We start from the raw sequence: 14554 nt of genomic DNA on the forward strand, positions 1-14554 counted from the left end.
CGGCGGCTTTTCTTGGCGCGCGGGCCGGACCGGGACCAAGCCGGCGGCTTTTCTTGGCGCGCGGGCCGGACCGGGACCAAGCCGGCGGCTTTTCTTGGCGCGCGGGCCGGACCGGGACCAAGCCGGCGGCTTTTCTTGGCGCGCGGGCCGGACCGGGACCAAGCCGGCGGCTTTTCTTGGCGCGCGGGCCGGACCGGGACCAAGCCGGCGGCTTTTCTTGGCGCCGGGAAGAAAACCGGAGCGCTACGCTGTGAGCTCGGCCACGGCGGCGCGCAGCTCGTCGACGCGGTCGCGACGCTCCCAGGTGAACTCGGGCAGCTCGCGGCCGAAGTGGCCGTAGGCTGCGGTCTTCTCGTAGATGGGCCGGCGCAGGTCGAGGTCGCGGATAATGGCGCCCGGGCGCAAGTCGAAGACGCGCTCCACGGCGGCCTCGATCACGCGGTCATCCACCGCGCCGGTCCCGAAGGTATCGACCATGACGGACAGCGGGTGAGAGACGCCGATGGCGTAGGCGAGCTCAATCTCGCACTTGTGCGCGAGGCCCGCGGCCACGACGTTCTTGGCGACCCAGCGCGCAGCGTAGGCGGCCGAGCGGTCGACCTTCGTGCAATCCTTGCCGGAAAAGGCGCCGCCGCCGTGGCGGCCCATGCCACCGTAGGTGTCAACGATGATCTTGCGGCCGGTGAGGCCGGTGTCGCCCATAGGGCCGCCCACGACGAAGCGGCCGGTCGGGTTCACGTAGATGTCGGCCTCGTCCCACTTGATGCCCGCGGCGTCGAGCACCGGCGCGATGACATGCTCGGTCATGTCGGCCTTAACGGCGTCCATGCTCTCGACGGCGTCGGAGTGCTGCGTGGACACGACCACGGCCGTGACCTCGACGGGCTTGTCGTCCTCGTAGCGAACGGTCACCTGGGTCTTGCCGTCGGGGCGCAGATAGTCCACCACACCGGCCTTACGGACCTCGGTCAGGCGCTCGGCCATGCGGCTCGCCAGGTAGTGGGGCATCGGCATGAGCACGTCGGTCTCGTCGGTGGCGTAGCCGAACATCATGCCCTGGTCGCCCGCGCCCACCGCGTCGATGGGGTCGGTCGTTCGGCCGGCCTGCGTATCGAAGGACTCGTCCACGCCGGCGGCGATGTCGGCGCTCTGCTCGTGGATGAGGTTCATGACGCCGCAGGTATCGCAGTCGAAGCCGTACTTCGCGCGGTCGTAGCCGATGCGGCGGATGGTGTCTCTCGCGATCTTCTGGACGTCGACGTACGCCTCGGTGCGGACCTCGCCGGCCACGATCACGGTGCCGGTCGTCACGAAGGTCTCGCAGGCGCAGCGGACGTTGTCCACTTTGGCGGCCACGCCATCGGCCGAGACGAACCCTCGGGCCTCAAGCTCCGCCTCCTTGGCAAGGATCGCGTCCAGAACGGCATCGCTCACCTGGTCGCAGATCTTGTCGGGGTGCCCTTCGGTAACGCTCTCGGAGGTAAACAGGTAGTTCTTTTGTGACATGCTATGCGCTTCCTTTCTGTGTGCAGTCACTGCCAGCCGAGCAGGTCAGGCACTCGGCCTTAACGCAAATGTTGGAGCCGTCGCCAGGCGACGGCCATGAGGCTAGCCCTCTTCTACCCCAAACTCGCGGCGCGCCTTCTTGGTGCCGACGCCGCAGATGATGAGGTGGATGAGCTCGCGCGAGAAGGTCTCGGAGTCCTGGAGCTCGTCGTCGGGGCGGTCCTCGAAGATCGCGAAGGTGAACGCGCCGGTTATGGAGATGGCGCCCAGGCGCGAATTGACCTCGGGCCGCGCGAGCCCCTCGGCCTTCGCTCGATCGATCTGCGCCTCGAAGATGGAGATGAGGCGGTTGAGGCGCCCTTCCACGGAAGGCAGCACCGACTGCTTTGAGTTGAGCAGCTCCCGCGTGACGGCAAGGGTCAGGGGGCTCCTCGGGCGCAGGCTGCTGGAGAGCACGCCGGCGATTCCCGTGATCGACGCAACAGCGGAAGATGCGTTGGCGACCACGGTCTCGATCTGCGAGATGAGCTCCTCGACCTCGCGGTCGGAGATAGCCTCCACCAGCGCTTCTTTGTCGGAGAAATAATAGTAAAGCGAGCCTTTGGACATGTTGCAACGGGCACTGACCTCGCTCATCTGGAAGTCGGTGCCGTTGTGCTCGACAATGAGCTCTGTGGCCGCGAGCATGATCTTCTCGCGGGTCGCGGCGCTCTTGCGGGTCTTCGTGTCGGAGCGCAGCTTGCCCGCGGCCCCGGCGAGGTCCGCCTTCGCCGCGCGCACGCGCCTCACGCCCTTCTCGATGTCGGCGGCCATGCGGCCGTCGTTCAAAATGCCCATTCAGGTTCCTCTCGCAGGTATCTCGGCCATGCATTCTACCATGTGAACGGTTTGCTCCGTAATTTTTGAGTTCAATTCAAAAAAGCTGAACACATCCGGTTCAAATCCGGAGCCGAAGGATATACATTAGGCTGTGCATTTTTAACAGGATTTGAAACGAGGCAATGTGCGCAAGGTTTGGCAGATTTTTTTTCGCGACCTAAAGCGGCTGGTCGTGAACCCCGTCGCCCTCATCATCACCATCGGCGTCGCCATCATCCCCTCCCTCTACGCGTGGTTCAACATCCTCGCCAACTGGGACCCCTACGAGAACACCTCCACCGTGCCGATCGCCGTCGTCATCGAGGACGAGGGCGCCGACGTGTCCAACATGGGCTACACGAACGCCGGCGACATGATCCGCGAGGAGCTCGAGCAGAACACCCAGCTCGGCTGGAAGTTCGTCGACGACGAGGACGAGGCCGTCGAGGGCGTGCGCGCGGGCACCTATTACGCGGCGTTCGTCGTGCCCACCGACTTCACCTCGAGCCTCGCGGACGTCCTCGACGGAAACACCGACAAGGCCCACATCGCCTACTACGTCAACGAGAAGGCCAACGCCGTGGCGCCCAAGGTGACCGACACCGGCTCCACGACCATCGAGAACCAGATCGCCAACAAGTTCGTCGAGCTCGCGGGCACCAAGGTCGTGAACAAGCTGCAGACCTTCATGGGCAAGACCGCCGACAACGTGAACGGCGCGCGTGACTCGGTCTCGACGAACCTCGCCGACGCCTCCGGCTCGCTCTCCGACCTGGCCGACGACCTCTCCTCCAACCAGGGCGCCCTCGACTCGGCGCGCTCGGCCATCGTGACCGCCAAGGAGAGCCTCTCCACCGTGGGCGGCTCCACCGACGACATCGCATCGAGCCTGCAGGCCTCGCTCGACAGCCTGAGCGGCACCCGCACGAAGGCTTCGTCGCTCGCCGGCAGCCTTCAGTCGGCCCTCTCCACCGGCAGCACGTCGCTCTCGGGCATCTCGTCCAAGGTGAGCTACTCCATCGGCCAGATCACGGGCGAGGTCGGCTGGGCGCAGGGCCAGCTCGACGGCGCCATCAGCGCCCTCGACGCGCTGCAGGGCAACACCTTGGCCGACTGCCGCACCTCCCTTGAGCGCGTGCGCCTGGCCGTCGACGGGCTCGACGACTCCGTGTCATCGAAATCCTACCTGCTTTCCGGCATCGACTCCGCCATCTCCAAGGTCCAGAGCGTCATCGACTACACGCAGAGCAAGGTCGATACGCTGAAGAACACCTCGGCTGCCCTCAAGAGCACGAACGACACCGTCTCCGAGCTCGTAAGCAACGCCAACTCCGCCATCCAGAACGGCTCGTCTTCCCTGAACGACCTACAGACCAGCCTCAGCTCCACCACTTTGCCGGCCCTCTCAAGCTCGCTCGACGGCTTCGCCTCAAACGGGGCGCAGCTCGCGGGCGTGATCAAGTCCATCTCCCCAATGCTCTCGCAGGCGTCCTCCTCGCTCGACCAGCTCGACGGCCTGATCGAGGGCGCGGGCACCACCCTGACGTCGGCCGCCGACTCCGTGCGCTCGGTGAGCGAAAAGGTCGGCAGCATCTCCTCCGACGTGGCCGCCGTCGAGTCGGTGGAGAGCTACGCCGCCGTGAGCCGCATCCTCGGGCTCGACTCCGAGAGCGTCGGCAGCTTCCTGGGCTCCCCCGCCGAGCTCGTCGACCAGTCCGTCTATGCCGTCAAGAACTACGGCAGCGGCGTCGCGCCCTTCTACACGAACCTCGCCCTGTGGGTCGGCGGCTTCGTGCTCGTCGCCATCTTTAAGCTCGAGAGCGACGACGAAGGCATCGGCGACTTCAAGCCGTGGCAAGGCTTCTTCGGCCGCTGGCTGCTGCTCAACATCATCGGCCAGGTGCAGGCCATCATCTGCTGCGTGGGCGACATCGTCTTGGGCATCCAGTGTCTCTCGCCTGTGGCCTTCGTCTTCGCGGGCATGGTCCAGAGCTTCGTCTACGTTTTCTTCATCTATTCGCTCTCCATCGCCTTCAAGCACATCGGCAAGGCGCTCTGCGTCCTTCTCGTCGTGTTGCAGATTCCGGGCGCCTCGGGTACCTATCCCATCGAGATGCAGCCGGTCTTCTTCCAGGCGTTGAACCCCTGGCTGCCCTTCACCTACGGCATCAACGCCATGCGCGAGGCCATCGCCGGCTTCTATGGCAACTACTACGCCATGAACCTTCTCACGCTGCTGCTCTTCCTCGTCCCCGCCCTGCTCATCGGCGTGGCGGCCCGTCGTCACCTGCTGAACATCAACACCCTCTTCGACCGCAAGCTCGGCGAGACCGACATGATGATCACCGAGCGCACGGGCCTCGAGACCCACTTCCGCTTGACCACCATCGTCAAGGCCCTGATGGATTCTCAGAGCTACAAGGAGACGTTCATTGCCTCGGCCGCGTCCTTCGAGCTCAAGTACCCGGTGCTCGTGCGCCGAGGGTTCGTGGCGCTCATCGTCGTGCCGCTGGTCCTCCTCGCGCTCATGTTCGCCACCGAGGCCAAATTCGCGATGCTCATCCTCTGGATTATCTCGCTCGTGGCCATCTGCACGTTCCTCATCGTGGTCGAGTATCTGCACGACCGCGTGGAGAGCAAGACGAGCCTGGCCGACAAGACCCCCGAGGAGCTCTACGACATGCTCGACGACGAGCTCAAGGGCGAGCTTCTCGCGTTCGCGCCCATCGAGAAGATGCGCATAGAGCGCGGCGCGGCGGCCAAGCTCGCGGGCGTCATCGCCGACTCCGACGTGACGACGACCCTACCGACGATCAGTGCTTCTCACGCGGACGAATCGAACAAGACGCGGGTCAGACGCGCCGCGCACTTTAAGGACTCGAAGGGAGGCAATCAGTGATGCGCAAGATTCTCAACTTCATCAAGCTTGACGCCAAGCACGTCTTCGCCAACGTGATCAGCCTCGTCGTCTGCGTGGGCATGGTCGTCGTGCCCTCGTTCTACGCCTGGTTCAACATCGCCGGCTCCTGGGACCCCTACGGCAACACCAAGAACCTCAAGGTCGCCGTTGCCAACTGCGACGCCGGCTACACGGGCGAGCTTCTTCCCATCGAGCTCAACATGGGCCAGCGCATGGAGGCGAGCCTGCGCGAGTCGACCTCCATCGGCTACACCTTCGTGTCCGAGGACGAGGCCGTCGAGGGCGTACGCAGCGGCGAGTACTACGCGGCCATCGTCTTCCCCGAGAGCTTCACCACCGACATGCTCAGCGTCCTTTCCGACTCCGCCAAGAAGCCGCAGGTGCTCTTCTACCAGAACGAGAAGGCCAACGCCATCGCGTCCATCGTCACGAACAAGGCCTCGACCGCGGTGCAGCAGGACATCGACTCGTCCTTCGCCGAGTCGGTGACGAGCGTGGGCGCGGGCGTTCTGGAGGACCTTACCGACTACCTCGACGACGACGGGTTCTCCGAGTTCGCAATCAAGCTGAGCCGCGCCCTCGACGGCGCGGCCGAGAGCCTCGGCGACGCCGGCGACAGGGTGACGAGCTTCGGCGAGACACTCAGCACCGTGAGGAGCGCACTCGAAGACGCGGGGAGCACGAGCACAACCTCGCTCTCGTCGACACTGGACGTGGGCAACGGCCTGCGCGACACGGCGAGCAACGTGCGCAGCGTGGGCGACTCCCTGTCCGGCGCGACCGACGCCGTGAACACCGCCATCCAGTCCAGCGCTTCCAGCCTCGACGGCGTGAGGTCGTCCTTGCAGAAGGCCTTCGACGGGGCCGGCAAGCAGACCGAGAAGCTCGCCTCCGCCCTCGAGGAGGTCAAGGGTTCGGTCGACGAGAACGCGGCTAAGCTCGGCGAGGTCAACGAGAAGCTCGAGGGCGTCCGCACCGCCGAGCAGAGCGCCAAGGACGCTATCGACCCCCAGGTCGACAGCGTGAAGGCGCAGATCGACGCCGCCGAGGACGGCTGGAACTCGATCGAACCGGGGCTCGTGGCCGCCCGCGCCAAGTACCGAGTCCTCTTTAAGGCGAGCAACGCCCTGCAGGACTCCATCGCAACCATCACCGAGCTCCAGAACACCATCTCCTCGCACATCCAGAGCCTGAACGACCTCTCGAGCCACCTTTCGTCGACCGCCTCCGACCTGCGCGACGGCAAGAAGACCGTCGAGGAAGCCAAGAGCGAGCTCGAGGGCCTCATCGACTCCGCCAAAAGCAGCATCTCCGATGTTCAGGGCCAGTTCGAAAGCGACGTCAAGTCCTCGCTCTCCGGACTCGCCTCGACCATCGACGGCTGCGCGAACAGCGCGGACACCATCAAGGGCGCCATCCAGTCCGCGCTCGATTCCGTCTCGGGAGCCGCGAGCGACGCCGCGAGCTCCGTGGCCAGCGCCCAGGAAGGCCTCTCCAAGGCCGGCTCCAAGCTCTCCGACTCCGCGACCGACATCTCCTACCTGACGAGCCGCCTCTCGAGCGCCCTCAATTCCGGTGACATGGACGAGGTACGCACGATTCTCTCGAGCGGCGCGAGCTCGCTCGCCTCCTTCATCTCCTCCCCCGTCGAGATGGACCGCAACGCCGTCTACGCGACCGAGAACAACGGCAGCGCCATGACACCCTTCTACACAACGCTCGCCATTTGGATCGGCGGCGTCGTCCTCGCGGCCCTCGTCAAGTGCAACCCGAGTGAGAAGCGAATCGAGGAGACCGGCTGCAGGCCGCATCAGTCCTACCTTGGGCGCATCGCCTTCTTCGTGGCGGTCGGGTTCATGCAGACCCTGCTCATTATGGGCGGCGACCTATTCTACCTCGGCGTCCAGTGCGCGCACCCGTGGCTCTTCGTGCTCGCGGGCCTCACCGCATCGCTCGTTTTCGTGAACATCATCTACGCGCTGACGGCGAGCTTCGGCGATGTGGGCAAGGCCATCGCCGTCGTGCTCATGGTCATCCAAGTGGCTGGCTCGGGCGGCACCTTCCCTGTCCAGATGCTGCCCGAAGGCTTCTTCCAGACCGTGTACCCGTTCCTTCCGTTCGTCCACGCCGAGAACGCGATGCGCGCGGCCATGTTCGGCATCTACAACGGCGACTTCTGGGCCGAGCTCGCGACGCTGCTCGTCTACCTTGTGCCGGCGCTTTTGCTGGGTCTCGTGCTCCGCACGCCGGTAATCAGGCTGAACGAATGGGTCGAGGAGAGGTTGGAGTCCACGAAGATCATGTAAAGGGGGCTGATGCCCTCGCATGCGGAAGGCCCCGCGTTTCTTGTCTGGCTCAGCGCTCGCTTCGCTCGCTCGCTGCGCGAAATCGCCTGACAAGAAACGCGGGGCCTTCCGCATGCGAGGGCGACGTGCTGGGCATGCTCGCGCGGGGTGCGGGGGCAGTGAGGGAGAGATGTGTCGCCCTGAGATTCCTTCGGAATCTCAGGGCGTCTTTGTTGGGGGGCGCGAGTGCCTGCGGCACCGCGCCTTACAGGTGGGAGGGCATCGCGGGTGGCGAGGGTGCCGCGCCCTGCGGGCGGGAGGGTATCGCAGGTTGAGGGGGTACCACCTCGGGAGGTTGTGGAAATGATTGAGACGACTGGTGAGTGTTAGCTTTGTCTTACACACGGGGTTAGCTGCGGATTGTTGAAAGGTCGGTTAGAATTCTGTAAGAATTCGGTAAGAAACCGTGGAGGGTGTCGAGAATCTGATGCGTCTCTCTTCCCTACCATCACGGCATGGACATCCTTGTATCACATAGCGCCGCACTTGAGGTCGCGCGGCAACCATACTTTGCCCGACACCTCGCGACGGCGAAGCTCTGCCCTACGGATATTCCCGCTCGCATGCCGTCGCCGGAGGAAGTAGAGGCCACGGCGACCGCATGCCCTCAACTGGCCCAAATCCGGAAACCCATCGGGATTCTTGTGGCGAGCCATAACGCTCATCACCGATCAAGCACAGTTTGCCCGCACATAAGGGAAATTCCCTTACCACCAGGTAGCGTGATCGAGCTCGGCCCCGGGGTTCGCTGCGTTTCACCGGGCCTCGTGGCCGTACAACTCGCATCGAAGCTTCCGAAGCTTGAGCTTCTGATGCTCCTGTCCGAGCTCTTGGGCCTCTATGCGATTTCCCCAGACCGCGAAGCCGATATGAACCCTCGCACCAAACCGATCTTGTCCACCCAGGATCTCCAAGAGCTTCTCGGCAAAATGCCTGGGGCCCGTGGCGTCGGCGCTGTTCGCCGGGCACTGAAGATAGCCCCGATCAACGCGGCGTCACCAATGGAGGCAAAACTATACCTTCGGACAACCATCCCCTGCTCACAAGGCGGGTACGGTCTTGGCAATGTCATCCTTAACGATCCAGTTGGAATCGGGAGGCTCTCGGAAAGCATCAAGGAACTGCGCATACGCAAGCCGGACCTTCTTTTCCTAGGAGTCGGCAGTTCCAAGAAGCGAGGAGTCTGCCTCGATTACATGGGCGCGCACCACCAAAGCCAGGTGATATGCGACACTGTGCGACGCAATGAGCTCATAGCCAATGGATTCAGTCCTTACGAGATCTATAAAGAGCACTACGACAACATCGACTACATGGATGCGCTGATGTCGCAGATTCGAAGCGAGCTCGGTCTTCCCAGCCATGAAACCACAAGATGGCGTTCCGACCTTGAGCGGGAGCGCCGAATGGCCCTTTGGCATGAACTCGAAGAGATCGATATGCAGGCGTGGGTGAGAGACGCGAGGCTACGCTAGTCGGCGCCGCCTTGGCATATTCGGCGCAGCGAGGGCACCGCCGAAGCCTCGAGGTGGTACTCGGGGTGCCACCTCGAGGCGAAGTGGCAGAGCCAGTGCGCCACCTCGAGGGATTTCTTGCCGAGGTGGTACCACCTCGACGAGGCGCAGGCGGACGGCGGGGCTATGATTGAGGAGCAATCAAGGACAACGAAGGGGTTGGGGCTGTGAGCATTCCTGTGGTTGATATGCACTGCGACACGGCGGTGCGCTTGGCTTGGCATTCGGCGAGCGCCGAGCTCAGGGCAGCGCTCGGACGCGACTATTACTACCGTTGGGATGCGGAGAACCCGCCGGCGGCGCGGGACCTCGCGAAGAACCACTGCCACGTCTCGCTCGAGAAAATCGGCGACGTCCCGTGGGCCCAGTGCTTCGCGTGCTTTATCCCCGACGAGCTCACGCCTGCCCAGGCCGTGGAGTTCCAGGAGCACGTATGGGGGTGCTTCCAGAATCAGCTCGCAAATAACCCGCAGGTCACGCTGGCAAAAAGCGCCGAGGACGCCAGAGGTACCCTCGATGCCGGCGGCGTCTGCGCCATCCGCACCATCGAGAACGCGCGTCTCTTTGCCGAGGATCTCGGTCTCGTCGAGAAGCTCGCGGCCGAGGGGCTTCAAATGGCGTCTCTCTCGTGGAACGCGGGAGGCCCGCTCGCGAGCGGCCATGACACGAGCGAGCACATGAGCGCGACCGGGGCCGCCGCGCTCGCCGAGCTCGAGCGCTGCCGCGTGGCCATAGACGTGAGCCACCTGAACGACGAGTGCTTCGCGGACGTGTCCGCTCGCGCCACGCGGCCCTTCTGTGCCAGCCACTCAAACTCCCGCGCCGTCTGCGGACACCCGCGCAACCTTACCGACGACCAGTTCCGCGCGATCATGGCCGCCGGCGGCGTCACCGGCCTCAACTACTGCGGCGGCTTCATAACGGACGGCGCTTGGGGAGAGAAGAGCAAGGACGTTACGTTTGAGCAGGTCGTCTCACACCTCGAGCATTGGCTCGACCTCGGCGGCGAGGACGCCATTGCCCTTGGCGGCGACCTCGACGGCGCGGACGTCCCGGTTTTCCTTGACGGCGCCGACCACATCCCCGCCTTCCAGGAGCGCCTCGTCGCGCACTTCGGGCACGACCTTGCCGAGAAGCTCTGCCACAAAAACGCCCTCGCATTTCTTGAGCGCGTGCAGGCCGCGTAAGCTACGCGCCGCGCGGGGCTTCTCGCCGCTATACTAAAGGTATCTGTGAAACGAAACCCCCTGACCTGAGGAGACCCCATGTCAGACAAGCAAGTCCGCGTGCGCTTTGCGCCCTCCCCCACCGGCAAGCTCCACGTGGGCGGCGCCCGCACCGCCATCTACAACTGGGCCTTCGCCCGCGCCAACGGCGGCACCTTCATCCTGCGCATCGACGACACCGACCCCACCCGCTCCACCGACGAGAACACCCAGATCATCTTGCGCGCCATGCGCTGGCTGGGCCTTGACTGGGACGAGGGTCCCGAGGTCGGCGGCGACTTCGGCCCCTACTCGCAGACCGAGCGCCTGGACATCTACAAGAAGGCCGCCCAGAAGCTCTGGGACGAGGGCCGCGCCTACCCCTGCTTCTGCTCCGCCGAACGCCTGGCCGCCGACCGCGCCGCGGCCCAAGAGCGCAAGGACCCCTTCCAGGGCTACCAGCGCAACTGCCGTAACATCCCCGCCGACGAGGCCCGCGCCCGCATCGAGGCCGGCGAGCCCTACGTCCTGCGCATCAAGGTGCCCGAGGACCGCGGCGACGTGATCATTCACGACGCCGTCCACGGCGACGTGACCTTCAACGCCCGCGAGCTCGACGACTTCGTCATCTTCCGCACGGACGGCACCCCCACCTACAACTTCGCCACCGTGGTGGACGACGCCATGATGGGTATCACCCACGTCATCCGCGGCGACGACCACCTCTCCAACACCCCGCGCCAGGTCATGGTCTACGAGGCCCTGGGCGCCCCCGTCCCCACCTTCGCCCACATCTCCATGATCCTGGGCGCAGACGGCAAGAAGCTCTCCAAGCGCCACGGCGCCACCAACGTCGAGGAGTATCGCGACGCCGGCTACCTCTCCGACGCCTTCGTCAACTACCTGGCGCTTCTCGGCTGGTCGCTCGACGGCGAGACGACCATCGTGCCGCGCGACGTCCTGGCCAGCAAGTTCAGCCTCGACCACGTCTCCAAGAACCCGGCAACCTTCGACCCAAAGAAGCTCGACTGGATCCAGGCCGAGTATATCCGCACGCTCTCCGACGCTGATTTCGCTGACCAGATCATGGTGCCCGAGCTCCACGAGGCCGGCCTCATCGAGGGCAACGTCGACTACGACGAGGCCTGGGTCGACGCGCTCGCGGCCATCGTGAAGCCGCGCACCAAGTTCCCAGCCGACGTCGCAACCGTCGCGGCGCCCGTCTTCGCCACCGCCGAGACCCTGGTCTACGACGAGAAGTCCGTCGAGAAGGGCCTCGCCAAGGAGGGCATGGGCGCCATTCTCGACGCCGCCCGCGCCGCCCTTGACGCCGTGGCCGCAGACGACTGGACGCCCGAGGCAATCGACGCTGCGCTGGAGCCGCTGCCCGAGGCCCTCGACCTCAAGAAGCGCGTGGTCTTCCAGGCCGTGCGCGTGGCCGAGTGCGGCAACATGGTTTCCCCGCCCCTCGGCGAGACGATGGCACTTGTCGGCCGCGCCGACTGCATGGCGCGCCTCGACCGCGCCCGCACCATAGCCCTCTAGCAGACCACCCAAGAGCAACGCGACCTGCAAAAGGGACAGTCCCTTTTGCAGGTTTTCTATTTGGAGGCAGAAATGGAAGTCAAGGACTGGTCTTACGAGGCGTTCCCGGAGTTTTGCCGCGAGATCGCCGAGTCGCGGCGCGTGCCCACGACCGGCGAGGAGATGGGCGTCGAGATCCTGCGCGACGTCGCATACGCGACGCGCGGCGACGTCGAGCTCCACCTGCAGATCCTTCTCCCCGCGAACCGCGAGCTGACCCGCGCCCGCCAAGCCATCAAGGCCATGGGGGCAAAGATTCGCGCAGCATCCTTCCCCTGCCTCGTCTACGTCCAGGGGTCGGCCTGGCAGAAGCAAAAATGCACACGCGACCTGCCGCAACTCGCCCAACTCGCGCGCCGCGGCGTCGTCGTGGCCGTCGTCGAGTACCGCGACTCCTCCATGGCTTCCCACCCCGCGCAGGTCGAAGACGCGCTCGCCGCCGTGCGCTTCATGATCGCCCACGCCAAGGAATACGACGTCGCGGCCAAGAAGATCGTGCTCGGCGGCAACTCCTCCGGCGGCCACACGGCCATGTTCGCCTGCATCACGCCGGACGAGAAGGGCGAGCTTCTCCCTGCGAATGTGCGCGGAGTCATCGACTGGTACGGCGCCGTGAGCCTCATGCACGAAGACGGCTACCCCACAACCGAGAACAACCTCACCGCCGAGAGCCCCGAGGGCAAGCTCATGGGCGGCGTCGACCTCCGCAAACACCCTGAGCTGCGGCGCATTGGCTCGTTTACCGAGCAAATCGACGAAGAGACCCCGCTTCCGCCCGCGCTTATCGTCCACGGCACCAAAGACCGCATGGTCAACTGCGAGCTCTCGGCAGAGCTCCACGAGAGGCTCCTCGAGCTCGGCCACGCCTCGCAGCTCGTCCTCGTGGAGGGCGCCGACCACGGCGGCACGGAGTTCTTCTCCGAGGAGCTCGTAGACATCTACGAGCGGTTTATTCGCACCTGCACCAGTCACTAGAGTTCTGGACAAAGGGACTGTCCCTTTGTCCACGCAAGCGAAAGGACGCGCCATGATCTTTGATTTCGATTCCGAGGAGTACGTCAGCATCCTCAACTTTAAAGGCGGAGAGGGACACTTCGACGCCAAGATGCACGACGACGGCAAGTGCAAGATTATCTTGGGCAAGGTGGAGCCCGGCTGCACGAGCGGCCTGCACACCCACGAGAGGAACGCCGAGGTCATCTACGTGATTTCGGGCGCTATCGCCCTGACCTACGACGATGAGGAGGAAATCTGCCTCTCAGGCCAGTGCCACTACTGCCCCGAGGGCCACGCACATGCCATGCGAAACCTCAGCGACTCCGAGCCCGCAATCATGTTCTGCGTCGTCCCGGAGCACCACCTGGGCTAGGGCACTTGAGGCCGCCGCTAATTACGCCCCCGTCTTCTCCCGCAGCACGAACATCAGGTTCAGGACCATCTTCTTGGCCCGGCGAAACCGCCGCTTTCGGTAGTGATAAAGCTCAACATCCGCGAAGCCGAGCTCATCAGAGGCGCACTCGTAGCAGCTGCCTGGCAGCCAGCCATCGTAGAACGCCTGGCGGACCTGAGCCGCGCGGAGGGCCGCCGAGGCCTCCATGTGGAACTTCACGGGCACCACGGCCACAAGCGTCCCCGCGGGCACGAGAAGCTCCTCCAGGCCCTTGTTACCGCCGCGCTTCTCAACCTCGTCGCCCATGAAGTAGCGATACGTGCCGTCATCGCCGGCGTTTCCCGCGCAGACAGCCGTCACCACGGGCATCACGCGGCCCGCGACGTCGTTCTTCACCGCCGCGAACTCGCGCGCCAGCGTGGAGGCGTCCGAGAAGACCTTCTCGTCACAAGTCACAAGCGAGCACCCCTTGAACACGCGGTCGCGCTCAAGGGGTGCCACGGTGACGTCAAGCTTGACCGCCACGCCGAACCTAGTCCTCGGTGCCGGCGGAGGCGGAGACGATGTCCTCGCCCTCGTGCTCGACCATGGCGGCGATCATCAGGGTCAGGCCCTCGGTAATACGCTCGAGGCTCATGGACGGGGTGCCGGCCTTGAGGTTGGCGGCCTGGGAGTCCAGGTACGGCACGTGCACGAAGCCGCCGCGCACGCCCGGGTGACGGTGGTCGAGGGCGTACAGCAGGCTGTAGAGGACCTCGTTGCAGCAGTAGGTGCCCGCGGTGTAGGAGACGGCGGCGGGAATGCCCGCCTGCTGGGCGGCGTCGGCCATGGCCTGCACCGGGATGGTGGCAAAGTAGGCGTCCGGGCCGTCGTCCTCGAGCTTGGTGGCCAGCGGCTGGAAGCCCTCGTTGTCGGGGATGCGGAAGTTGGCGTAGTTGATGCCCACGAACTCAGGCGTGATCTGGGCGCGGCCACCGGCCTGGCCCACGCACAGCACCATGTCGGGCTTCTCGGCGTCGATGGCGGCCTCCACGGCGGCGGGGCCCTTCTTGTAGACCACGGGGATCTCCACGGTGGCGATGTCGGCGCCCGCGATCTGGGCAGGCAGGCGACGGACGGCCTCGTAGGCGGGGTTGACGGACTCGCCGCCAAACGGCTGGAAGCCAGTGACAAGAATCTTCATGGGAAGCTCCTCTCAAAAGGAAAGGGGCGCCACGCCGGCCGGCGAGACG

Annotated in this window: 11 protein-coding genes; 7 read left to right on the forward strand and 4 right to left on the reverse strand. The window is 64.9% G+C overall.

The annotated features are described in order from the left end of the window. Positions 1-243: 243 nt before the first annotated feature. Positions 244-1506: a methionine adenosyltransferase gene (gene metK, locus U5709_RS00365; RefSeq protein WP_321972519.1), complete on the reverse strand. Its 1263-nt coding sequence runs from the start codon at positions 1504-1506 to the stop codon at positions 244-246. 102 nt (positions 1507-1608) lie between these two features. Beyond that, positions 1609-2343, reverse strand: coding sequence for a TetR/AcrR family transcriptional regulator (locus U5709_RS00370; RefSeq protein WP_321972052.1), 735 nt, complete (start codon positions 2341-2343; stop codon positions 1609-1611). A gap of 166 nt (positions 2344-2509) precedes the next feature. Here U5709_RS00370 and U5709_RS00375 point away from each other — a divergent pair, with 166 nt between their 5' ends. The 7 genes from U5709_RS00375 (at position 2510) to U5709_RS00405 (ending at position 13301) form a co-directional block, all read left to right on the forward strand. Next, the gene (locus tag U5709_RS00375) at positions 2510-5263 is read left to right on the forward strand and encodes a YhgE/Pip domain-containing protein (protein ID WP_321972520.1); all 2754 of its coding nucleotides are present in this window, start codon (positions 2510-2512) and stop codon (positions 5261-5263) included. Further along, entirely contained in the window at positions 5263-7590 is a 2328-nt protein-coding gene (locus U5709_RS00380) for a YhgE/Pip domain-containing protein (protein ID WP_321972540.1), read from the forward strand. Before U5709_RS00375 ends, U5709_RS00380 begins: the two co-directional genes overlap by 1 nt. 761 nt (positions 7591-8351) lie before the next feature. Beyond that, complete coding sequence (locus U5709_RS00385; RefSeq protein ID WP_321972521.1) at positions 8352-9104, forward strand: hypothetical protein; 753 nt, start codon at positions 8352-8354, stop codon at positions 9102-9104. 206 nt (positions 9105-9310) lie between these two features. Further along, positions 9311-10330 carry a dipeptidase gene (locus U5709_RS00390; protein ID WP_321972522.1) on the forward strand — a complete coding sequence of 340 codons (1020 nt, stop codon included), beginning with the start codon at positions 9311-9313 and terminating at the stop codon, positions 10328-10330. 78 nt (positions 10331-10408) lie between these two features. After that, a complete protein-coding gene (gene gltX, locus U5709_RS00395) occupies positions 10409-11893 on the forward strand; it encodes a glutamate--tRNA ligase (protein WP_321972523.1) in 1485 nt (494 codons plus the stop codon). 72 nt (positions 11894-11965) lie between these two features. Continuing rightward, positions 11966-12907: an alpha/beta hydrolase gene (locus U5709_RS00400; RefSeq protein WP_321972524.1), complete on the forward strand. Its 942-nt coding sequence runs from the start codon at positions 11966-11968 to the stop codon at positions 12905-12907. A 52-nt stretch (positions 12908-12959) separates the two neighbouring features. Beyond that, positions 12960-13301 carry a cupin domain-containing protein gene (locus tag U5709_RS00405; protein WP_321972058.1) on the forward strand — a complete coding sequence of 114 codons (342 nt, stop codon included), beginning with the start codon at positions 12960-12962 and terminating at the stop codon, positions 13299-13301. A 21-nt stretch (positions 13302-13322) separates the two neighbouring features. Here U5709_RS00405 and U5709_RS00410 read toward each other — a convergent pair whose 3' ends face one another. Both U5709_RS00410 and pcp read right to left on the reverse strand, forming a co-directional pair. Next, positions 13323-13847: a hypothetical protein gene (locus U5709_RS00410; RefSeq protein ID WP_321972059.1), complete on the reverse strand. Its 525-nt coding sequence runs from the start codon at positions 13845-13847 to the stop codon at positions 13323-13325. Between the two features lie 7 nt (positions 13848-13854). Then, positions 13855-14505: a pyroglutamyl-peptidase I gene (gene pcp / locus U5709_RS00415; protein WP_321972060.1), complete on the reverse strand. Its 651-nt coding sequence runs from the start codon at positions 14503-14505 to the stop codon at positions 13855-13857. Positions 14506-14554: the final 49 nt, after the last annotated feature.

Origin of the sequence: Paratractidigestivibacter sp., assembly GCF_963660155.1 — a bacterium.
In the GTDB taxonomy this organism is placed as follows: Bacteria; Actinomycetota; Coriobacteriia; order Coriobacteriales; family Atopobiaceae; genus Paratractidigestivibacter.